The sequence below is a fragment of the Bacillus sp. PS237 genome (assembly GCF_037963345.1).
GTDB classification, from domain to species: domain Bacteria; phylum Bacillota; class Bacilli; order Bacillales; family Bacillaceae; genus Bacillus; species Bacillus subtilis.
Window position 1 is genome coordinate 870,544 of record NZ_CP150156.1, and the last position, 22,584, is coordinate 893,127.

At 46.2% G+C, this 22,584-nt stretch carries 20 protein-coding genes; 18 read left to right on the plus strand and 2 right to left on the minus strand.

Annotation, left to right across the window (positions count from 1 at the left end; genetic code table 11):
* Positions 1 to 4 precede the first annotated feature (4 nt).
* Positions 5 to 319: a WXG100 family type VII secretion target gene (locus NST22_RS04430; protein ID WP_003243177.1), complete on the minus strand. Its 315-nt coding sequence runs from the start codon at positions 317 to 319 to the stop codon at positions 5 to 7.
* A gap of 335 nt (positions 320 to 654) precedes the next feature.
* Here NST22_RS04430 and glvA point away from each other — a divergent pair, with 335 nt between their 5' ends.
* The 16 genes from glvA to lnrN all read left to right on the plus strand — a co-directional run bounded on the left by glvA (position 655) and on the right by lnrN (position 19,758).
* The gene (gene glvA / locus NST22_RS04435; RefSeq protein WP_003244008.1) at positions 655 to 2,004 is read left to right on the plus strand and encodes a maltose-6'-phosphate glucosidase; all 1,350 of its coding nucleotides are present in this window, start codon (positions 655 to 657) and stop codon (positions 2,002 to 2,004) included.
* 64 nt (positions 2,005 to 2,068) lie between these two features.
* Positions 2,069 to 2,833: a MurR/RpiR family transcriptional regulator GlvR gene (gene glvR / locus NST22_RS04440; protein WP_003233607.1), complete on the plus strand. Its 765-nt coding sequence runs from the start codon at positions 2,069 to 2,071 to the stop codon at positions 2,831 to 2,833.
* Positions 2,834 to 2,847: 14 nt separating this feature from the next.
* Entirely contained in the window at positions 2,848 to 4,431 is a 1,584-nt protein-coding gene (gene malP, locus NST22_RS04445; protein WP_003233606.1) for a PTS maltose transporter subunit IIBC, read from the plus strand.
* A gap of 105 nt (positions 4,432 to 4,536) precedes the next feature.
* On the plus strand, positions 4,537 to 6,258 hold the full coding sequence (locus tag NST22_RS04450; protein WP_003243936.1) for an ABC transporter ATP-binding protein: 1,722 nt from the start codon (positions 4,537 to 4,539) through the stop codon (positions 6,256 to 6,258).
* Complete coding sequence (locus tag NST22_RS04455) at positions 6,252 to 8,066, plus strand: ABC transporter ATP-binding protein (RefSeq protein ID WP_003244082.1); 1,815 nt, start codon at positions 6,252 to 6,254, stop codon at positions 8,064 to 8,066. The genes NST22_RS04450 and NST22_RS04455 overlap by 7 nt, the downstream gene beginning before the upstream one ends.
* Before the next feature lie 154 nt (positions 8,067 to 8,220).
* Positions 8,221 to 8,625 carry a DoxX family oxidoreductase CatD gene (catD, locus tag NST22_RS04460; protein WP_003244204.1) on the plus strand — a complete coding sequence of 135 codons (405 nt, stop codon included), beginning with the start codon at positions 8,221 to 8,223 and terminating at the stop codon, positions 8,623 to 8,625.
* Between the two features lie 17 nt (positions 8,626 to 8,642).
* Positions 8,643 to 9,500: a catechol 2,3-dioxygenase gene (gene catE / locus NST22_RS04465; RefSeq protein WP_003233597.1), complete on the plus strand. Its 858-nt coding sequence runs from the start codon at positions 8,643 to 8,645 to the stop codon at positions 9,498 to 9,500.
* A gap of 93 nt (positions 9,501 to 9,593) precedes the next feature.
* Positions 9,594 to 10,538: a helix-turn-helix domain-containing protein gene (locus NST22_RS04470; protein WP_003243004.1), complete on the plus strand. Its 945-nt coding sequence runs from the start codon at positions 9,594 to 9,596 to the stop codon at positions 10,536 to 10,538.
* A gap of 174 nt (positions 10,539 to 10,712) precedes the next feature.
* Positions 10,713 to 12,161 (plus strand): sugar porter family MFS transporter, encoded by a 1,449-nt coding sequence (locus NST22_RS04475; protein ID WP_003244331.1) that lies wholly within the window; start codon positions 10,713 to 10,715, stop codon positions 12,159 to 12,161.
* Positions 12,162 to 12,187: 26 nt separating this feature from the next.
* Complete coding sequence (locus tag NST22_RS04480; RefSeq protein WP_003244504.1) at positions 12,188 to 13,129, plus strand: sugar phosphate isomerase/epimerase; 942 nt, start codon at positions 12,188 to 12,190, stop codon at positions 13,127 to 13,129.
* Positions 13,130 to 13,138: 9 nt separating this feature from the next.
* Positions 13,139 to 14,320 carry a Gfo/Idh/MocA family oxidoreductase gene (locus NST22_RS04485; RefSeq protein WP_010886447.1) on the plus strand — a complete coding sequence of 394 codons (1,182 nt, stop codon included), beginning with the start codon at positions 13,139 to 13,141 and terminating at the stop codon, positions 14,318 to 14,320.
* Between the two features lie 123 nt (positions 14,321 to 14,443).
* Positions 14,444 to 15,646 (plus strand): two-component system sensor histidine kinase LnrJ, encoded by a 1,203-nt coding sequence (gene lnrJ / locus NST22_RS04490; protein WP_009966811.1) that lies wholly within the window; start codon positions 14,444 to 14,446, stop codon positions 15,644 to 15,646.
* A complete protein-coding gene (lnrK, locus tag NST22_RS04495) occupies positions 15,643 to 16,305 on the plus strand; it encodes a two-component system response regulator LnrK (protein WP_003242530.1) in 663 nt (220 codons plus the stop codon). Before lnrJ ends, lnrK begins: the two co-directional genes overlap by 4 nt.
* Positions 16,306 to 16,448: 143 nt before the next feature.
* Entirely contained in the window at positions 16,449 to 17,384 is a 936-nt protein-coding gene (gene lnrL, locus NST22_RS04500; protein ID WP_003244346.1) for a linearmycin resistance ATP-binding protein LnrL, read from the plus strand.
* A gap of 12 nt (positions 17,385 to 17,396) precedes the next feature.
* Positions 17,397 to 18,587, plus strand: coding sequence for a linearmycin resistance permease LnrM (lnrM, locus tag NST22_RS04505; RefSeq protein ID WP_003242483.1), 1,191 nt, complete (start codon positions 17,397 to 17,399; stop codon positions 18,585 to 18,587).
* A 13-nt stretch (positions 18,588 to 18,600) separates the two neighbouring features.
* The gene (gene lnrN / locus NST22_RS04510) at positions 18,601 to 19,758 is read left to right on the plus strand and encodes a linearmycin resistance permease LnrN (protein ID WP_003243650.1); all 1,158 of its coding nucleotides are present in this window, start codon (positions 18,601 to 18,603) and stop codon (positions 19,756 to 19,758) included.
* Positions 19,759 to 19,830: 72 nt separating this feature from the next.
* On the opposite strand, the gene padR is transcribed toward lnrN, so the two are convergent.
* A complete protein-coding gene (gene padR, locus NST22_RS04515) occupies positions 19,831 to 20,379 on the minus strand; it encodes a transcriptional regulator PadR (RefSeq protein WP_003233588.1) in 549 nt (182 codons plus the stop codon).
* 272 nt (positions 20,380 to 20,651) lie between these two features.
* On the opposite strand from padR, the gene estB reads away from it, so the two are divergent.
* On the plus strand, positions 20,652 to 21,284 hold the full coding sequence (estB, locus tag NST22_RS04520) for an esterase EstB (RefSeq protein WP_003243184.1): 633 nt from the start codon (positions 20,652 to 20,654) through the stop codon (positions 21,282 to 21,284).
* A gap of 188 nt (positions 21,285 to 21,472) precedes the next feature.
* Positions 21,473 to 22,561 (plus strand): acyltransferase family protein, encoded by a 1,089-nt coding sequence (locus NST22_RS04525; protein WP_003242504.1) that lies wholly within the window; start codon positions 21,473 to 21,475, stop codon positions 22,559 to 22,561.
* Positions 22,562 to 22,584: the final 23 nt, after the last annotated feature.

Below are 22,584 nucleotides of genomic sequence, written 5' to 3' on the forward strand. Positions count from 1 at the left end.
CCGTTCACCTCCCGAGTTTATGTCTTTCCTCTCTTGCTTTACGCTCCAGTTCTTCCATTCTGGCAATTTCAGCTTTTCGTTCTTCTATTTTGACAGCGGCAGCCTTCAGCTCTTGGCTTGTTTCAAGCAGCTCCTGTTCGAATTGATCGTAGGCGGCTTTCGTTTCCTCGAAATCCTGGTCAAACGAATCTCTTGCTTTGCCCTGCCAAGCATCTCCCAATGCAGATAACCGGGATTCAAGCAGCATTTTGGAGCTTCTGACCTCTTCTGCGGCCGCACTATACTTGTTTGCCAGCTCAATGACTTTATATGAGTCCAACTTTTGTCCCCTGCCTTTTCTAAATTCACGCACAATTGGATGTTTTATATAAATGATTATAAATAATTCGGCATGTATCCGAATCGTACAAAAGAACCTTTTCATAAGAATTGGAAGGGCGTATATTCACTTAAAATTCACAGTTGGTGAGACTTTAAGATTACAAAAAAGGTAAAAAAACCAAATCTCTCAGACATAAGGCAAATGAGAAATTTCCCGCTCTATGGGAAAAAACACTAAAGTTGATCAAATGACCTAAGTGCGCCAAACGTGTTACGGGACGAGCTATCTCATGGTATAAATGGAATTGTAAACGTTATCAAGGAGGTCGTCATATGAAGAAAAAATCATTCTCAATCGTAATAGCGGGCGGAGGGAGCACTTTCACTCCAGGGATCGTACTCATGCTCTTGGACCATTTGGAGGAGTTTCCGATCAGAAAGCTGAAGCTGTATGATAATGATAAGGAGAGACAGGATCGAATTGCAGGCGCCTGTGACGTTTTTATCAGAGAAAAAGCGCCGGATATTGAATTTGCAGCGACGACTGACCCGGAAGAAGCTTTTACAGATGTCGATTTTGTTATGGCGCACATCAGAGTAGGGAAATACGCGATGCGCGCGCTTGATGAGCAAATTCCGTTAAAGTACGGAGTTGTCGGCCAGGAGACGTGCGGGCCGGGCGGGATCGCATACGGTATGCGTTCGATCGGCGGTGTGCTTGAAATATTAGATTACATGGAAAAATACTCGCCTGATGCGTGGATGCTCAATTATTCCAATCCGGCGGCAATTGTGGCTGAAGCTACGAGACGCCTTAGACCGAATTCTAAAATTCTCAATATCTGTGATATGCCGGTTGGGATCGAAGACCGGATGGCGCAAATTCTTGGCTTATCCTCAAGAAAAGAAATGAAGGTCCGCTATTACGGATTGAATCATTTCGGCTGGTGGACATCGATTCAGGATCAAGAGGGCAACGATTTAATGCCGAAGCTGAAGGAACATGTATCCCAATACGGTTATATTCCGAAAACAGAGGCTGAAGCTGTGGAGGCAAGCTGGAATGACACGTTCGCCAAAGCGCGTGACGTGCAGGCTGCAGATCCTGACACACTGCCGAATACGTATTTGCAATATTATTTGTTCCCAGATGATATGGTGAAAAAATCAAATCCGAATCATACGCGGGCGAATGAAGTCATGGAAGGGCGCGAAGCTTTTATTTTCAGCCAATGTGACATGATCACACGTGAACAGTCCTCGGAAAACAGCGAAATTAAAATCGATGACCACGCATCGTATATCGTTGATCTTGCCCGGGCGATTGCCTACAACACAGGTGAAAGAATGCTGTTGATTGTTGAAAATAACGGTGCAATTGCGAACTTTGACCCGACTGCGATGGTTGAGGTGCCATGCATCGTCGGCTCAAATGGACCTGAACCGATTACCGTTGGCACCATTCCGCAATTCCAGAAAGGGCTCATGGAGCAGCAGGTATCCGTTGAGAAGCTGACTGTTGAAGCGTGGGCAGAGAAATCGTTCCAAAAGCTGTGGCAGGCGCTGATCCTGTCAAAAACAGTGCCGAACGCGCGTGTGGCAAGACTCATTCTTGAGGATTTAGTGGAGGCCAACAAAGACTTCTGGCCTGAGCTTGATCAAAGCCCAACCCGCATATCATAAATGAAATTCCCCCATTTTCGAATCTGTAATTGTATATAATAGAAAGAAAATGGGGGGATCTGATATGCAGCTCGAAGAACTGATCAATCAGCACTACAGCAAATTGAATGACAACGATTTTCATATTTTAAAATATATATTGAATCATAAGCACACATGCTATCACCTTGGAATCGACGCGCTGGCCAAAGCTTGCAGTGTATCGCGTTCCTCAATTTTACGGCTTGCCCAAAAGCTCGGTTTCAGCGGTTACAGTGAATTTCGCGTCTTTTTAAAGTGGGAAGATCAGCCGGAAGAAGGCGAGAGTATGAGTTTTGAAAAGCTGCTTGATGATATTGAAGCAAATTTGAAGTTTTTACGGACAAAGGACATGACGGACATGTGCCAGCTGATTGATGCAGCTGACCGCATTTTCGTCTACGGTTCTGGAAATGCGCAAAAGATATGCGCCCGCGACCTGCAAAGAATGTTTATTCCGCGCCATCGCTATCTTATTTTGATTGAAGACACAAATGAATTTAATTTGATGCGCGATGATTTTAAAGTGAACGATCTGTTTATCATCATTTCTCTTTCCGGAGAAACACCGGAGCTGATTCCTCAGGCAAGAATGCTTTCTGCAAAGGGTATTCCCTTTATTTCCATTACGAATTTAAAAAACAATGTCCTCGCCCAGCTGACTCCGCATAATCTTTATGCGACAAGCAAACCTGTGACATTAAGCGATAGAACGGAAATTGTCGCTTTTGCACCGTTTTTTCTCGTTGGCGAAGCATTGTTCCGCGCATATGTTGATTACAAAGAGGCAGAAAAAAATGACAATGAGTAGCAGGGGGTTCTGGTATGATGCAAAAAATTCAGCGCTTTGGAAGCGCGATGTTTGTGCCTGTTTTATTATTCGCGTTCGCCGGCATTATCGTCGGTATCAGCACGCTCTTTAAAAATAAAACCCTCATGGGACCGCTCGCCGATCCTGACGGTTTTTGGTATCAGTGCTGGTATATCATTGAGCAGGGCGGCTGGACTGTTTTTAACCAAATGCCGCTCTTATTCGCCATTGGCATCCCGGTTGCTTTGGCGAAGAAAGCTCAGGCACGCGCCTGTTTGGAAGCGCTTACTGTCTACCTGACATTCAACTATTTTGTCAGCGCGATATTGACGGTATGGGGAGGAGCATTTGGCGTCGACATGAATCAAGAGGTCGGCGGAACGAGCGGGTTAACGATGATTGCGGGCATAAAAACGCTCGATACCAACATCATCGGAGCCATCTTTATTTCTTCGATTGTCGTCTTTTTGCATAATCGCTATTTTGATAAAAAACTGCCCGATTTTCTCGGCATCTTTCAAGGCTCAACATATATCGTGATGATTTCCTTCTTTATTATGATCCCAATTGCGTTGGCTGTGTCTTATATTTGGCCGATGGTTCAATCGGGAATCGGCTCGCTTCAAAGCTTCCTGGTTGCTTCTGGGGCGGTGGGCGTTTGGATATACACGTTTTTGGAACGGATTTTAATTCCGACCGGCCTTCATCACTTTATTTACACGCCGTTTATTTATGGCCCGGCTGTAGCGGAAGGCGGGATCGTCACGTATTGGGCACAGCATCTCGGCGAATATTCGCAAAGCGCCAAACCGCTGAAGGAGCTCTTTCCGCAAGGCGGATTCGCGCTTCACGGCAACTCGAAAATCTTCGGTATTCCGGGTATCGCCCTGGCTTTTTATGTGACAGCCAAAAAGGAAAAGAAAAAACTCGTCGCAGGGCTGCTGATTCCTGTCACACTGACAGCGATTGTCGCCGGTATTACAGAGCCGATTGAGTTTACGTTCTTATTCATTTCACCTTTCTTATTTGCGGTTCACGCCGTGCTTGCCGCCACAATGTCGACAGTTATGTATATGGCCGGCGTCGTCGGAAATATGGGAGGCGGACTGATTGAGGCGGTAACCTTGAACTGGATTCCGCTCTTTGGCAGCCACGGTATGACATATGTGTATCAAATTTTGATCGGGCTCTCGTTTACAGCAATTTATTTTTTCGTCTTCAGATTTTTAATCCTCAAATTCAATATCGCTACACCAGGACGGGAAAAGGATGAACAGCAGGAAACAAAGCTATATTCGAAAAAGGAATACAGAGAACGAAAAAACAAGGATGAAACGGCCTCCGCTGCTGAAACGGCTGATGACACCGCTTTTCTGTATATTGAAGCGCTGGGCGGAAAAGACAACATCACTGAAGTCACAAACTGCGCCACCCGCCTCAGAGTCAGTGTCAAGGATGAAACAAAGGTTGAACCCGACAGCGTATTCCGCGCGCTTGGCGCACACGGCGTTGTCAGGAACGGGAAGGCGTTTCAGGTAATTATCGGATTAAGCGTGCCGCAGATGCGGGAGCGTGTGGAAAAAATATTGAATCAATAAAGACTGCCCTCCTTTTCGGGAGGGTTTTCGTTTGCCGTCAAAAAGACCGCCATAGTAAAGTAAAGAAAGAGACAATCGAGTAAAAAGGGGTTTGGAGGCTTTTACATGCAAAAGGCTTTGTCGTTTTTAAAACCATATTCATTGCTGGCGGGAATTGCTCTGATTCTTATGCTGACGGAGCTTGCAGTTGAACTGATGCAGCCTTTATTGATTGCAAAAATCATCGACGATGGGATATTGAAGCAAGATCTGCGGCATGTATGGATATGGGGCACGGTCATGATCGGGCTGACCGTGTTATCCTTTGCGGCGGGGATGCTGAATTCCTTTTATGCCGCCCATGTCAGCCAAAGCTTTTCCTATGATACGAGAAAAGGGCTTTTTCAAAAAATCCAGTCCTTCTCCTATTCCACATTTGGACAGTTTTCGTCCTCTTCTTATATTACAAGGCTGACAAACGACGTCACACAGGTTCAAAATATGATTTTTATGAGTTTGCGGTTTATGCTGCGGGCTCCCTTAATGATTGCAGGCGGCATTGTGCTGTCGCTTGCCGTTAATGTGAAACTCGGGTTTTTTCTGCTTGTGACCATTCCGATCCTGATCTTGTTTTTGCTATGGGTATTAAGGAAAGGCGGGGCACTGTTCCGCTCAGTGCAGAAAAGGCTGGATCAAGTGAACACCATCATGCAGGAAAATTTAATTGCAATCAAGCTGATCAAAGCGCTGCTTCGCGGCAGCCACGAAGTCAAACGATTTATCAAAGCCAACACAAGGCTGATGGAAAAAACGGTTTCGGCCTTTCAGCTTGTGGAATTCACGATGCCTGTACTGATGCTGCTGATGAATCTCTGCATCCTTTTGATTTTGTGGGCGGGGTCCTACAGTATTACGAGCGGAAGCACTCAGGTTGGCGATGTTGTTGCGATAATTAACTACGCAACACGAATTACAGGCGCGCTTTCGATGTTTCCGTTTTTGATTATGATTTTCACCCGGGCGAAGGCTTCAGGGGATAGAATCGGTGAGGTGCTTGAAACAGAAGGCGACGAGCGGGAGGAAGGCACCATATCTGATCGTTTGTCAGGACGGATTGAGTTTCAGCATGTATCCTTTCGCTATCCTGAAATGGACAGAGAAGCGCTCAGGAATGTCTCATTTTCCGCAAAGCCAAGAGAAACGATCGCGATTCTCGGTGCGACGGGCTCGGGCAAGTCCACGCTTTTTCAGCTCATTCCGCGGCTTTATCAGCCGGATTCAGGCCGCATTTACATAGATGAAAAGCCGGTTCAAGATATTCCGGCTGAAGGGCTGCGCAGGCAAATTGGATATGTACCGCAGGAAGTCCTCTTGTTTTCCGGCACAATCAAAGAAAACATCGCTTGGGGCAAAGAAAATGCTTCACTAGATGAAATAATGGATGCGGCAAAACTTGCGCAAATTCATGAAACGATTTTAAAGCTCCCAAATGGATATGACACTGTTTTGGGGCAAAGAGGCGTCAACCTGTCCGGCGGCCAAAAGCAGCGGATTTCCATTGCGCGGGCGCTGATTCGAAAACCGGCTATCCTTCTATTAGATGACAGCACAAGCGCGCTTGATCTGCAAACGGAGGCGAAGCTGCTTGAAGCAATCAGCACATACCATTGCACAACTTTGATCATTACACAAAAAATAACCACGGCGATGAAAGCTGATCAGATTTTGCTGCTTGAGGACGGCGAACTGATTGAAAAAGGCACTCACAGTGAGCTGCTTTCTGAATCTCAGTTATACAAGCGCATTTACGAGTCACAATTCGGAAGGGAGGGGAGCGAGTCATGCTAAAAGACATCCGCAAGCCTTTCCAATATCCCAAACTGCCAATTGACAAAAAAGAAGGCGCGAAAAAGCGGGCGAAAGCAAAGGATACAAAGGGCACACTGAGACGAATCTGGTCTTACTTGGCTGAAAGAAAAGGACTGCTCATACTTGTCATGCTAATGGTTGTCATCAGCGCCATATTCGGACTCCTTGGTCCCTTTGTGATCGGAAAGGCCATCGACCATTTTATCGTCGGGAAAACGGTCAGCGGCTTGATTCCTGTTTTGCTTCTTCTGCTCGCTATCTATATCATTCAGTCCCTGTCGCTTTGGTTTCAAAACTATTGGATGATTACGATCTCGCAGGGCACGGTTTTCAGAATGAGAAGCGAATTGTTCACCCATCTGCATGAGCTGCCGATTCCATTTTTTGATAAACAGCGGCACGGCGAGCTGATGAGCCGGGTGACGAATGACATCGAAAATGTCAGTTCTACCTTAAACACGTCAGTCATTCAAATTTTGTCAAGTGTGATCACCTTTGTCGGGACGATTGCGGTGATGCTGTACATGAGCCCGCTCCTTACTTTGATTACGCTGACCATTATTCCGGTGATGGCAGCGAGCCTGAAATGGATCACCAACCGAACGGGAAAGCTGTTTAAAGAACAGCAGAAAAACCTTGGTGATCTGAATGGGTATATTGAGGAATCTGTTTCAGGCGCAAAGGTCATCAAAGCATATTCACGTGAGAAGCAGATTACTGCTGAATTCCTCGAAAAAAACGCTGCACTCAAGACGTCGGGCTTTTGGGCGCAGACGATTTCCGGGTTTATTCCGAAGGTCATGAACTCTTTGAATAACTTAAGCTTTACAATGATTGCGGCAATCGGCGGTTTGTTTGCGCTGAAAGGCTGGATCTCGATCGGCTCCATCGTTGTCTTTGCCGAGTATTCAAGACAATTTACACGCCCTTTAAACGATCTGGCCAACCAGTTTAATACGATGCTGTCCGCAATCGCCGGCGCTGAACGGGTGTTTGACGTGCTTGATGAAAAAGAAGAGCGCGAGGATGAAAAGAACGCCGTGCATCAGCCCATCCAAACAGGCAGCATTGAATTCCGGGATGTGTCCTTCGGTTACGATAAAGGGCAGCAGACACTGAAGCATTTACAGTTTACCGTGCCTGCGGGGCAGTCCATCGCGTTTGTAGGACCGACGGGGGCGGGGAAGACAACCGTCACTAACCTTCTCGCCCGTTTTTACGAGCCTAACGATGGAAAAATTTTAATCGATGGTACAGATATTAAAACCCTTACTAGAGCAAGCCTAAGAAAAAACATGGGGTTTGTTCTTCAGGATTCTTTCTTATTTCAGGGAACGATCAGAGAAAACATTCGCTACGGCAGGCTTGATGCTTCTGATCAGGAAGTCGAAGCCGCTGCAAAAACAGCGAATGCCCATAGTTTTATTGAAAGGCTGCCAAAAGGGTATGACACCGTACTGACGCAAAACGGTTCGGGCATCAGTCAAGGGCAGAAGCAGTTGATTTCTATAGCGAGGGCGGTGCTTGCCGATCCGGTTCTTCTCATTTTGGATGAAGCGACAAGCAACATTGATACCGTTACAGAAGTCAACATTCAAGAAGCGCTCGCCCGTTTAATGGAAGGAAGAACAAGCGTCATCATTGCCCACAGGCTGAACACCATTCAAAGAGCGGACCAGATTGTGGTGCTAAAAAACGGTGAAATGATTGAAAAAGGCAGCCATGACGAGCTGATTCGGCAAAAAGGATTTTACAGTGACTTATATGAAAGCCAATTTGAGAAATAGACCTTTGTCCTGCACAGAGGTCTTTTTTTGTTACAGTTTTATAGTACTTTTATTTCATTTTCGTAAAATGTAACAAAATTACTTGACGTAAACAAGTTATGTATATATACTAGCTTACATTAAGTAAGTGATAACATTTATCAAGGAGGATAAAATGAATAAATCATTTGAAATTGGCACATTACTTTTAAGAGTTATTACAGGTATTATCTTTTTTGTTCACGGTTTATCAAAGTTTCAGGGAATGGAGGGCACCATCCAATTTTTCGGCAGCATAGGCCTTCCAAGCTTTATGGCGTATGTCATCGCAGCGATTGAACTGATTGGCGGAGTGCTTGTCTTCTTCGGATTGGCTACACGTATTGTCGGTGTACTGTTCGCTCTTACACTGATCGGCGCCATCATCACTGTTAAGCTGAAAGCGCCATTCATGGGCAATGCAGAATTTGATTACCTTCTGCTTTTGACATCCATTCACCTGGCGCTTACTGGAAGTCGATTCCTGGCGCTGGACCCATTTGTGTTTAAAGGAAAAAAGAACGGAAACGTTTCAGCATAAGAAAAGAGGCATGCAGCATGACCAGCATTCATGAGGATACACACATTGGCTATGCCAAACTCACAATTCGCAGTCTGGAGCGTTCGCTTCAGTTCTACTGTAACGTCATCGGTTTTCAAGTCTTAAAAAAGACGGACCGCCAAGCGGAATTAACGGCTGACGGGAAACGCGTACTGCTTATTCTTGAAGAAAATCCGAGCGCTGTCGTCTTGCCTGAACGGTCTGTGACAGGCCTTTATCACTTTGCGATTCTTCTTCCGGACAGGAAAGAACTTGGGATCGCGCTCGCCCGCCTGATTGAACACGGCATTGCTATCGGACATGGAGACCATGCTGTCAGCGAAGCGCTCTACCTGTCTGATCCTGACGGAAACGGCATTGAAATGTACGCTGACCGCCCCCGCAGCACGTGGCAGCGTGATCGGGAAGGAAACTACGTCATGACGACAACCGCTGTTGACATTGAGGGCCTTCTGGAAGAGGCAGGAGATGAGCGGAAAACATCGCTTCCGAACGATACAATCATCGGACACATTCATCTGCATGTCAGTGATTTGAAAGAAGCAAAGGCGTTTTATACAGATGTACTGGGCTTTGACATTGTCGGAAACTATGCGGGCATGTCCGCCCTCTTCGTTTCAGCCGGGGGGTACCACCATCATATCGGCTTAAACATTTGGGCGGGAAGAAATGCGCCGCCTAAACCGACAAATGCCAGCGGACTAGATTATTATACTGTTGTCCTGCCCCACCAAGAGGAGCTGGATTTGGTGGCAAACCGAGTCAAACATGCCGGGTATTCGATTGAAGAGACGGAAAACAGCTTTCGTGTGAAAGACCCTGTTTCCGGCGCCTATATTACATTTGTGATTTAACTGCAATCCCCTTGCCGAAATAACGGCAGGGGGATTTTTTATTTTTGTCCGCCTTGTTATGATGAGAGAACCAACTTGTTAGGAGGCGTTTACATGGAACTCAACCACCTTGTGACGGGCAAAATAGCATTAAATCAATATGTGCATCGCTTAGAGCAAAAGGATGTTTCATTTTACGTCCACTACTGGGGAGCGATGACGAACCACTATAACACACTGCTTCATAAGCATTCCTTTTATGAAATTTGTTACGTGGTAAGAGGTGAAGGATATTACCTTGAAGGCGATCGTACATATCCGCTTCGTGAACAGACGATTTTTTTGTCAAAGCCGGAGCATTTGCACCAAATCAAAAGTGAAACAGGGCTGTTCCTTTTTTACGTCGCTTTCGAGCTGAGCGAGGATCAGTCAAGCGCCGAATGGATCAAAGTGATGGAAGAAGTGAAACAAAGCCCCTTTATCACAATGCAATTGAAAGATGGCGAACCGCCGGGCCTGCTTTGGAAAACGTTAATGCTGCAAGCAGCGCAACCTGTCAATGCTTTTGACAAAGAGATCCTATCTCATTTGTCGCATGCATTGATCCTGTCATTAATCCAAACCTTTCTCCCGTACGCCCAACGCCCGAAACAAAAGCAGCCCATTCACACATCTTCTGCTTTGCTGACAGAGGTGAAACTGCACATAAAAGACAATCTGTCACAGCCGTTAAAGCTGACGGATGTCGCTAGCCACTTTCATATCTCAGGGAGGCATTTATCACGTTTATTTGCAGCAGAACTGGGCGTCAGCTACTCAGAATTTGTCCAAAATGAAAAAATAAACAAAGCTGCCGAACTGCTGAAATCAACGAATTTGTCGATTAAAGAAATAGCGGAAGAAATCGGTTTCTCAGTACATTATTTCACTCGCGTCTTTTCCGCTAAAATCGGCAGCTCTCCAGGGCTTTTCCGCTCCCTTTATAAAGACTCAAAAATGACCGCATTTCAAATCAATAAACCTTTTCAAAAAATCGAACAGGCCAAGCCGCACGAATAAGATGTCCTGAAATGACAAAACAATGTCTTCATATGATAAAGACGCGAGAAATCTCGTTGTCTTATAATCTTTTTAGAAAGCGGTTACAACAAGGGGTATTGCTGAAGGAGGGATGCATTGGCTTATGCTTGGTGTCGGGTGCTCTGCCATTCTTGAAAGAAGGGGAAGAAAGCCGTGAGTACAAAAAAGAAAGAGGCTGTAATAGGAAAAGAAAGCTTAGCTCATAAAGGGCTTTTACGAACGATTACATTGGTATCTACATTCGGCGGCCTGTTGTTCGGTTATGATACGGGTGTCATTAATGGGGCACTTCCTTTTATGGCAACTGCAGGTCAGCTGAATCTTACACCTGTTACAGAAGGACTGGTTGCGAGTTCCCTGCTTCTCGGGGCAGCCTTCGGGGCGATGTTTGGAGGACGTCTGTCCGATCGGCACGGCCGCCGAAAAACGATCCTTTATTTAGCCTTACTCTTCATCGCAGCCACACTTGGCTGTACCTTTTCACCAAACGCGTCCGTGATGATTGCCTTTCGTTTTCTGCTTGGACTGGCGGTTGGCTGCGCTTCTGTAACGGTTCCAACCTTTTTAGCGGAAATTTCGCCGGCAGAACGCAGGGGACGAATCGTGACACAAAATGAACTGATGATCGTAATTGGCCAGCTTCTGGCATACACCTTTAACGCCATTATTGGCAGCACAATGGGGGAGAGCGCAAATGTATGGCGGTATATGCTGGTCATCGCGACACTTCCGGCTGTTGTGTTATGGTTCGGAATGCTCATCGTGCCTGAAAGCCCGCGCTGGCTGGCAGCTAAAGGCAGAATGGGTGACGCCCTGCGGGTGCTTCGGCAAATCCGTGAAGACAGTCAGGCACAGCAGGAAATAAAAGAAATCAAACATGCGATTGAGGGCACAGCAAAAAAGGCCGGCTTTCATGATTTTCAAGAGCCGTGGATAAGGCGCATTCTATTCATTGGGATTGGAATCGCCATCGTACAGCAAATTACCGGTGTCAATTCGATTATGTACTATGGGACAGAAATTCTGAGAGAAGCCGGTTTTCAAACAGAAGCTGCATTAATCGGCAATATTGCAAACGGTGTTATTTCAGTTATTGCGGTCATTTTTGGGATATGGCTTCTCGGCAAAGTCCGTCGCCGGCCCATGCTGATCATCGGACAGATTGGCACGATGACAGCCCTTCTGCTGATCGGGATTTTATCCATTGTCCTTGAAGGAACACCCGCCCTGCCGTATGTTGTGCTGAGTTTGACCATTTTGTTTCTTGCGTTTCAGCAGACTGCCATTTCTACGGTGACGTGGCTGATGCTCTCGGAAATCTTTCCTATGCATGTGCGGGGGCTTGGCATGGGGATCAGCACCTTCTGCTTGTGGACAGCTAACTTTCTCATTGGATTCACCTTTCCCATTTTGCTCAATCATATTGGGATGTCGGCGACATTTTTTATCTTTGTCGCTATGAATATCCTAGCGATTCTATTTGTGAAAAAATATGTGCCTGAGACAAAAGGGCGGTCACTTGAACAGCTTGAGCATTCCTTTCGCCAGTATGGCCGCCGCGCTGATCAGGAAATCCAAAATCAAACAACTCACTTATCGTAACCTGAGATACCAGGAGGAATCTATCAATGAAACTATCTTATGTAACAGACAGCCTAGGGCATTTGCCTTTTGAAGACATGCTCAATTTTGCCGCAAAGCTTGGGATCGATACACTTGAAATGACAACCGGGGGCTGGTCGCCGGCACCTCACTTGAATCTTGATGAATTGCTGCAAAGCAGCGAAAAAAGAAAAGAATTTTCACAAGCGCTGGAAAAGCGGAACATGACACTTTGCGCATTAAACTGCTCGGGGAACCCTTTAGATCCGGGTGAATTGGGCAAATCGCACAGAGACATAACTGACAAAACGATGGAGCTGGCTGGATTATTAGGCGTCAAAAAAGTGATCATGATGAGCGGTTTGCCAGCCGGCGGCCCGGACGACAAAGTGCCGAACTGGATCACATACACAGTAAGCTGGCCTCCCGTTTTAAAAGATATCCTCAACTATCAATGGGAAGACGTTGCGATCCCATATTGGAAGAAGCTTGTCAAAAAAGCGGAGGCCTGCGGCGTGGGGAAAATAGCGCTTGAGAACTTCAGCTCTCAATTAGTCTATAATCCTGAGACTCTCTTTCGGCTCAGAAATGCAGTCGGCCCGATGGTCGGTTTGAATCTTGACCCGAGCCATTTGTTATGGATGGGCGCAGACCCGATCATCGCAGCAAGGGAGCTCGGCTCAGCCATTCACCATGTCCATGGGAAAGATGTCAGAATTGAAAGATATTTATCGGCGGTCAACGGACTTTTAGAAACAAAAGAAGTGACAGATCCTGCAAACCGGGCGTGGAATTACGTAGCTGTCGGCTGTGGACAGGATTTACAGTGGTGGAAGGAATTTTTTTCAGTTGTAAAAATGATGGGATATGAAGGTGAGGTTTCTTTAGAAATGGAGGATCTGACGATGTCACCTGAAGCGGGCATCCGTACTTCTGTAGAAGCTTTAAAACAAACCATCAGCCAATAGGAGGTTTTCATGATGCTAAATGGAGAAAGAATCATCTCTAAGCCGCTTCGCTGGGCAATGGTAGGCGGCGGGCGGCTCAGCCAGGTTGGATATAAACATCGTATTGGAGCGCTGAGAGACAATACTGCTTTTCAATTAACTGCTGGCGCTTTTGATATCGATGCCGAAAGAGGAAAAGATTTCGGGGTGAACCTTGGAGTGGATGCGGAACGCTGTTATCCCAACTATCAAACCATGTTTGCCGAGGAAGCGAAAAGACAGGATGGCATAGAGGTAGTATCGATTGCCACTCCGAACGGCACTCATTATGAGATTTGTAAGGCGGCGCTTGAAGCAGGAGTGCATGTCATCTGTGAAAAACCGCTGTTCTTCACTTCAGCAGAGGGGCAGGAAATCAAAGCGCTCGCAGAGAAAAAAGGGAAAATTGTCGGCGTGACGTACGGTTTTTCAGGCAATCAAATGCTTCTTCAAATGCGTGCGATGATTGAACAAGGAATGATCGGCGATATTCGCGTGGTTGACTTGCAGTACACACACGGTTTTTGTGCAACAGATGAAGGTGAAAAGATAAGCGCTGCACAGAAATGGCGTGTCGACCCTGCGATCGCCGGGCCAAGCTTTGTGCTGGGCGATTTATCTACCCACACGTATTATATGTCACAGCTTATTATGCCAAAGATGAAAATTAAGGAGCTGCTGTGTGACCGACAGAGCTTCGTCGGCAGCCGCGCACCGCTAGAGGATAATGCCCATGTGCTGATGCATTATGAAAATGGAGCGGTCGGAACGATGTGGACATCGTCAATCAATGCCGGATGTATGGATGGCCATAGAATCCGGATTGTCGGCTCAAAGGCAAGCATTGAGTGGTGGGACAGCAAGCCAAATGAACTGACGTATGAAGTGCAGGGAGAGCCGGGCCAGACACTCGTTCGCGGCATGCCGTATTTAGATGATGTTTGCAACGCCGATGAACGACTGGGCGCCTTACACAGCGAAGGGCTGTCCGAAGCATGGGCCAATATTTATCTTAAATTTGCCATTGCGATAGACGCCAAAAACCGTGAAGATGAAGAAATCTTGAACAACTTGGTTTATCCTGACATTGATGCAGGGATCGAGGGCATTCGCTGGATTGAGAACTGCGTGCGCTCGGCAAACCAAGGGTCAGTTTGGGTTGAATTTAAATAAATGAGGGAATGCGCCGCATATGACATAAAGTTCATATGCGGTTTTTATTTTCCAGAAACTCCTGTCAAAAATGCCCTGAGGCAGGTATGATAAGAAGGGAATTGGGTATCGGGAGTGATGAGCGTGAAAGCTCTTTTTTTTACGAGAATGTTCACCTTGATGGTGAGCTGTTTAATGTATCTGTCCATTGTGAAAGAGGATAACTGGTTTGGATATGTATTTATAGCAGCAGGTGCTGCCATGTATGCAGCCAATCATGTTTTGCTGACAAAAGAGACAAATGCCATCTGGTTCTGCCTGATTGATATTGCAATCGGCTTTTCGTTCGGATTTATCTTTCCCGGCACAGGTTTGTTCATTATTATGCTTTGTCCGGTTGCGGTCGCCTTTTTTCTGCGGGGGTTTCCTAAAAGAACAGCATGGTCTGTCTTATGTCTTTCCTCTATTTTATTTTTGACCGTCCTCATCCGTACATATGCGATGTTCGGCAATGAATTTGTCATTGATCATTTGACTAGCATGACATTCGTTGTCTTCTGCGGTGTCGTGGGCAAATTAATCCGCAAGCTGTTGGATGCGCAGGATACGGCAAAACAGCAGTTTCAGGAACTGACGGAGTCCCATCTGGCGCTGTCTGCTGCACATCAGGAGCTCCATTTATATGCGAAGCAGGTTGAAGAGCTGACTGCCATTTACGAGCGGAACAGAATGGCGCGTGAAATCCATGATACAGTGGGGCATAAAATGACGGCCCTTCTCGTCCAGCTGCAGCTTTTGCGTGAATGGCAAAAAAGAGACAGCCAAAAAGCGGATGAGACAGTAGGTGTCTGTGAAACACTTGCCCGTGAAGCGCTTGATGATGTCCGCTTATCAGTACGCACTCTGCAAACTGAAAACGATCCTTCGCTAATCGAATCGCTGAAACAGCTGACAGAGGACTTTTGCAAAAATGCAGGAGTCACAACAGAATTTGCGGTCAGCGGTGATCCTGCAATCATCCCGCTGTCTCTCCATCCGACCCTGATCAGAACGGTGCAGGAAGCACTGACCAATGCCAAACGGCACGGCGGCGCCGCAGCCTGTTCGATACAGCTTGCCTGCACAACGGACAGCATCAGCCTTGTCATTAAGGATGACGGCAAAGGCAATCCTGAGGCAGCACTTGGTTTTGGTCTCTTGAATATGAAAAAGCGGGCAGCGGAGCATGGCGGAATGATCCGCTTTGAAAGCGAACGGGATCAAGGATTTACTGTAAATGCAGAATTTTCACTTGCCAATAAAAAATGGAGCTTCGGGCCCGTGCAGCAAAAGGAGAGTTTATCATGATTAAGATCATCATTACCGACGATCAGGATATCGTCAGAGAAGGGCTGGCATCCCTGCTCCAGCTCCGAGAAGAGCTCGATGTGATCGCAACGGCGCGAAACGGACAGGAAGCCTTCGAAAAGGCGAAAGAGCTGGAGCCGGATATCGTGTTAATGGACATCCGCATGCCGGTTTCCAACGGGGTGGAGGGAACAAAATTAATCACAAGCTCGCTGCCAAGCGTAAAGGTTTTGATGCTGACAACCTTTAAGGATTCAGCGCTGATTGCTGAAGCGCTTGAAGAGGGAGCAAGCGGGTATCTGCTGAAGGATATGTCTGCAGATACGATTGTAAAAGCAGTGATGACTGTTCATTCTGGCGGAATGGTGCTTCCGCCGGAATTGACTGCCCAAATGCTGAATGAATGGAAGCGTGAAAAACAGCTGAAAGGAATAAATGAGATAGAAAAACCTAACGAGCTGCTCGACCTGACCGAGCGCGAAATCGAAGTTCTGGCTGAGCTGGGATACGGGCTGAATAACAAAGAAATTGCCGAAAAGCTTTACATTACAGAAGGCACAGTCAAAAACCACGTTTCAAATATTATCAGCAAGCTGGCTGTCAGGGACAGAACCCAAGCCGCCATTTACTCGGTCAGATATGGTGTATCTGTCTTTTGACATATGACGTTTTGCATATACGCTTCTCTGAAAAGGCCTTTTACAGGCCTTTTTTTCATGCCCTATGTTCTATCTGCCGCTACATGCCGCACGCCTTTCTTTCTTCTACAATGGCAATGGATCAAAAAAAGGAGTGAGACGACGTGCTGCAAGCAGAAAACATCAAAAAGGCATACGGAAAAAAAACAATCGTGAAAGGCATTTCTTTTTCCCTCAAAAAGGGGGAGTCGTTCGGTCTGCTCGGGCCTAACGGTGCGGGGAAATCCACAACCATCTCGATGATTTCCGGCCTTGTGCCGCATGACAGCGGGAACATCACGGTGGGCGGCTATGTTATCGGAAAAGAAACGGCCAAAGCGAAACAAAAAATCGGCATTGTTCCGCAGGAAATTGCATTATATCCGACGCTGACGGCTCATGAGAATCTTATGTTTTGGGGGAAAATGTACGGACTTACGCACGGTGAGGCCAAAAAAAGAGCGGCTGAGGTCCTTGAATATGTCGGTCTGACTGAGCGGGCTAAAGATAAGATTGAAACATTTTCCGGGGGGATGAAACGAAGAATCAACATCGGTGCGGCTTTAATGCATAAGCCCGAGCTGCTGATTATGGATGAACCGACTGTCGGTATTGACCCTCAATCGAGAAATCACATTTTAGAAACGGTCAAACAGCTCAACGAAACGGGCATGACGGTGATCTATACGAGTCATTACATGGAAGAAGTTGAGTTTTTATGCGACCGGATCGGGATAATTGATCAGGGGGAAATGATTGCGATTGGCACAAAAACTGATTTGTGCAGCCGCCTTGGGGGCGATACCATCATTCAGCTCACGGTCAGCGGGATCAATGAAGCGTTTCTTGTGGCGATCCGATCTCTGGCCCATGTGAATGATGTAACAGTACATGAATTAGAGCTCAAAATTGACATTTCTGCGGCTCATCATGAGAAAGTCGTCACAAGCCTGCTTGCTGAAGCCACTGCTCATCATATAAACCTGCTGTCTCTTCAGGTGCAGGAACCGAATCTGGAGCGCCTGTTTCTGAATCTGACCGGCCGCACGTTGCGGGATTGAGGAGGGACGGCAATGAAAAAAAGCATATGGATCGCATGGAAAGATGTGAAAATCAGAATCACGGACAGAAAAGGGTTTATGATGCTTATCCTAATGCCGCTCATCCTAACCTGTATTTTAGGCGCAGCGCTCGGATCAGTTGTTGACGGAGGCAGCCGGATTGATGATATCAAAGTCGGCTACATTCAATCAGACCAGTCAGATACAGCAAACATGTTTACAAAAGATGTTCTCAAAAAAATGAAGTCGATAAAGGTCACAAAAGTCGGCAGCAAAGACAAGATGAAAAAACTGATTGATGAAAAGAAAATCGATGTAGGCATCGTTATCCCGAACCATTGGGAAGCCGGCAAAACCTCAGCTGTTGTTAATGCCGCTCCTGATCAAACATTGAAAAGTTCCATCATTGAAACAGCTGCAAGCTCATTTATAGAGCAATATAAAGCGGTAAAGGAAGCCGCGTCAGGCTCAATGGACTACATCAGTAAAACGGAAGCTGTAAAGCAAGGAAAACTTGACCCTGCACAGTTTGCAGAAAAGCTGGCAAAGACGCTAGAAAAAGAAACAGGTGACAAGCTTACTATTGCGGAAAAATCTGTCGGCAGCAAAGCCGTTACCAGTTTTCAATACTATTCGGCGGCAATGCTTTGCATGTTTATGCTGTTTCATATCACAGTCGGGGCGAAATCATTTTTACAGGAAAAGGATACGGAGACGCTTGCCAGAATGCTGATGACGCCTGCGCAAAAATCCGTCATTCTCTTCGGAAAATGGCTTGGGACGTATCTGTTTGCCATCATACAATTTTTCATATTTCTGATCGTCACAATCAACGTATTTGGTGTGGACTGGGGCGGTAATCTGCTGTTAGTGAGTGTACTCGGGCTTTCTTACGCCGCAGCTGTATCTGGTATTTCAATGCTGCTTGCGTCGTGCATCAGCGATATGAAAACTGCAGATGCGATAGGCGGCTTCGGCATTCAATTGCTTGCGGTTCTCGGCGGGTCCATGCTGCCGCTGTACCAATTTCCGGACGTCTTGCAGTCTGTATCCAAAGCGGTGCCAAATCGCTGGGCGCTTGACGGCTTTCTTTCTTTAATGGAAGGGGGAGGCTGGGCTGACCTTCAAAAGCCTGTGCTTCTTTTTGCGGCGATCGGCTTTTGTTCACTTGTAATTGGTATCAGACGGCTTCATACAAGATAAGGAGGTACAAAAGGTGAAAAAAATTCTAGCCATTTGCGGCATTGAGCTTTCTCTCATTTTTAAGAAGCCACAGAACTATTTGATCATGTTTGCTGCCCCGCTTTTGCTTACCTTTGTATTTGGGAGTATGCTCAGCGGCAATGATGATAAGGTGCGGCTTGCAATCGTTGATCAGGACGATACGATTCTCTCACAGCATTATATTCGGCAGCTGAAGGCACACGATGATATGTATGTATTCGAAAACATGTCTGAAAGCAAAGCGTCAGAAAAGCTGAAACAAAAGAAAATTGCCGGGATCATCGTCATTTCCCGCTCGTTCCAGACACAGCTGGAAAAAGGCAAACATCCTGAGCTGATTTTCCGTCACGGCCCTGAGCTGTCGGAAGCGCCGATGGTCAAACAATATGCAGAAAGCGCATTGGCAACGCTCAATATTCAGGTGACCGCGGCAAAAACGGCATCTCAGACAGCGGGAGAGAACTGGAAGGCGGCGTATAAAACGGTTTTCGCCAAAAAACATGAAGATATAGTTCCGGCTGTAACACGACAGACGCTCAGTGATAAAAAAGAGGGTGCGGAAGCAAGTGACACAGCCTCCAGAGCAGCAGGGTTTTCCATCCTGTTTGTCATGCTGACCATGATGGGAGCGGCTGGAACCATTTTAGAAGCAAGAAAAAACGGCGTATGGTCCAGATTGCTTACAGCCTCTGTCAGCCGAGCCGAAATCGGTGCTGGGTATGTGCTGTCCTTCTTTGTCATTGGCTGGATTCAATTTGGAATATTGCTTCTTTCCACCCATTGGCTGTTTGGCATCAACTGGGGGAATCCGGCTGCAGTTATTGTATTAGTGTCACTTTTTCTATTGACCGTTGTCGGCATTGGATTGATGATTGCGGCCAACGTCAGAACGCCAGAACAGCAGCTTGCGTTCGGCAACTTGTTTGTCATCGCAACATGTATGGTGAGCGGGATGTATTGGCCGATCGACATTGAACCGAAATTTATGCAATCCATCGCTGAATTTCTTCCGCAAAAGTGGGCGATGAGCGGGTTGACAGAGATTATCGCTAACGGTGCCCGCGTCACAGATATTCTCGGAATCTGCGGCATTTTGCTTGCATTTGCTGCGATCACTTTCGCAGCGGGGCTGAAAGCGCTCCGAGCCTAAAAAACATCTGCCGTTTAGGCAGATGTTTTTTTGCATGTGGGTACATTCGTATGGGTGCAGCCTGAACTGCGGTTAATCCTTATCTATCATAGCTAAAATTGATTCCAGCCAAGAAACGTAATTTTTCTCCCGCTCCAGCGCTTTCGTTAGCACAAGATAGTGGCCGAAGTCCGGTGAAGAAAATGACATCGGCTCTGCTGAAGCCATAAGCTTTTCATAGCTTCCCTGTAAGTCAGAAAGCTTGGCCTGGCGTTTTTGCAGCTGGTCTTTGAACAAATCAGAAGCCTCCTGGCGCGATAGACAAGAAATGAAATAAGCCTTCAGCATAAATTCATCCTTCACCGTCTCGGGTATCGGCTGGTGGCGGATCAGCCAGTCATGCAGCTCCTGCTTTCCGCTGTCTGTCAGGGTGTACATCTTTTTCTCCAGCTTTGTGCCCTGAATCGTTGTCCGGAACGTGATAAATCCTTCATCCGTCAGCTTTTTGAGCTCAGGGTAAATCTGGCTGTGCTTGGCGCTCCAAAACTGGCCGAGCTCCTCTTTAAAATAACTCGTAATATCGTATCCACTCAATTCGCCTTTTCGCAAAAGCCCTAATATGGCGTATTTTAATACTCTCATGCTATCCTCCGTGTCTGGCTGTTTCGCAAAACAGATGAGCCGGTGCTCAACTGTGATTCTAACTGCCTATTCCCCTTATTATAGAAAAGGGAGGAAGGGAACACAACCGGGCTCTTTGGAAATGAAGATAAAAGGTTTGTCAGAAGGTATCCGATTTATCTCCGTCAATATAAAAGAGATTTAAATTTAATTTTCAGAAAAAATAGTAACGATATTGATTTTTTATATATAATAGGAAATTGGTGGTATGAAAATTTTTTGGGGGAATAAACGTGAAAAAAGTACTTATGGCATTCATTATTTGTTTATCGCTGATTCTATCTGTTTTAGCCGCTCCGCCGTCTGGCGCAAAAGCTGAGTCAGTACATAATCCTGTCGTTCTTGTTCATGGAATAAGTGGTGCATCATACAACTTTTTCGCTATTAAAAACTACTTAATTTCTCAAGGCTGGCAAAGCAACAAACTGTACGCAATTGATTTTTATGATAAAACAGGAAACAACCTAAATAACGGCCCGCAGCTTGCTTCATATGTTGACCGTGTTTTAAAAGAGACTGGGGCAAAAAAAGTAGATATTGTGGCTCATAGTATGGGAGGCGCCAATACGCTGTACTATATTAAATATTTAGGCGGGGGCAATAAGATTCAAAATGTCGTAACGCTTGGAGGGGCTAATGGTTTAGTGTCATCAACCGCGCTGCCGGGCACAGACCCTAATCAAAAGATCCTCTATACATCTATTTACAGTCTCAATGATCAAATTGTCATCAATAGCTTGTCTCGGTTACAAGGAGCGCGAAACATCCAGCTTTATGGCATCGGTCATATTGGCTTGCTTTCTAATAGCCAAGTGAACGGCTATATCAAAGAAGGGCTGAATGGCGGAGGCCTCAATACAAATTAATATCTTCAAAAAACAACCTGCTGTCTCCGTTACAGTGGGTTTTTTCGTCTGAGAAAGCCATAGGGTCTTATGACCTTAGTCTATCATGCATACGTCAATTTATGACATCAGGCACTTTTTCAAATAGAGCGGACATGTTAAGGTACAACCATCGATTTCTATCAATTTGAAATAAAAGGAGCGCTGTTATGCAAATTAAAGAAATTTTTATGATCCGCTGCATTTCGTGCTTAAGTGTCGTCTTGCTCCATATCATTTCAATGGTCCTGATGCTTCAGGCAGAAGCTCTTGCAGATATTTCTCACACTGTTGATTCTTTCCGCACACTCCTGATGTTCAGCACGCCCGCTTTTATTTTCATCTCTGAATTTTTACTGGCCCGTTCTTATCCTGATGGGGTGCCTGACGGTTTTTTAAAGAAGCGGGGAAAAGTGATTTTTGTTCCTTTTTTATTTATCGCAGCCATCGATGCGCTGCTGATGACCAGTGCGATGGGGGGAGAGGTAACCTTTCTCGCGTTTGTGCAAAAATATCTGGCGAACGTATTCTTAGGAAACTTTATCGGATACTTCATTCTCGTCATCTTTCAATTTTACATGCTGCATATGATGTTTCATGAGTATTTGAAAAAAGCATCGCCGAAATGGGTGCTGTCTATCTCATTTGTGGTGACAGCCGCTTATTTAGGCTATTTCTCCGCAGCCAGCCCGGCTCCTGCTTCTGAAGAGGGAGGGGCATTTCCGTTCTTCTGGGTTCCGTTCGCAGGCTGGCTTTTCTACTTTTGTCTAGCCTACTATTGCGGAAAAGAATACAAGCGTTTTTTAGCGCTGCTGAACCAATACCGCTGGGTGGTGTACGGCGCCGCAATTGCTTCTGGGGCGCTGGTTGTCACTGTTTCTTATGTCGGTGAAATCGGCATGATCAGCTCGAAGCGGCCTGATATCATGCTGTATTCAACAAGCATGATTTTCCTGTGTTTTCATTTGTTTTCCAAAATGAAGCATGTGCCGAAAATCATGATGTTTATCAGCAACTATTCCTTTTCGATTTATCTGCTTCATGCCTATTTTATGATTATAGGCTACGTGTTGCTTTTGAATATGCCCGAAATTCCTGCCGTACCGGCTGTTCTCCTGTTGTTTGCCGTGTGCACAGCCGGCCCGATTATGACCTCATGGGCGCTGAATAAGTTCAAATACGGGTATTTATTTGTGGGGAAAATTTATCAGCCAAAACAGAAGAAGGTAACAGTCGAAGTGCGTGATCACGCAGGGTGAAAAACAAGCGGCAGGAGGGCTCC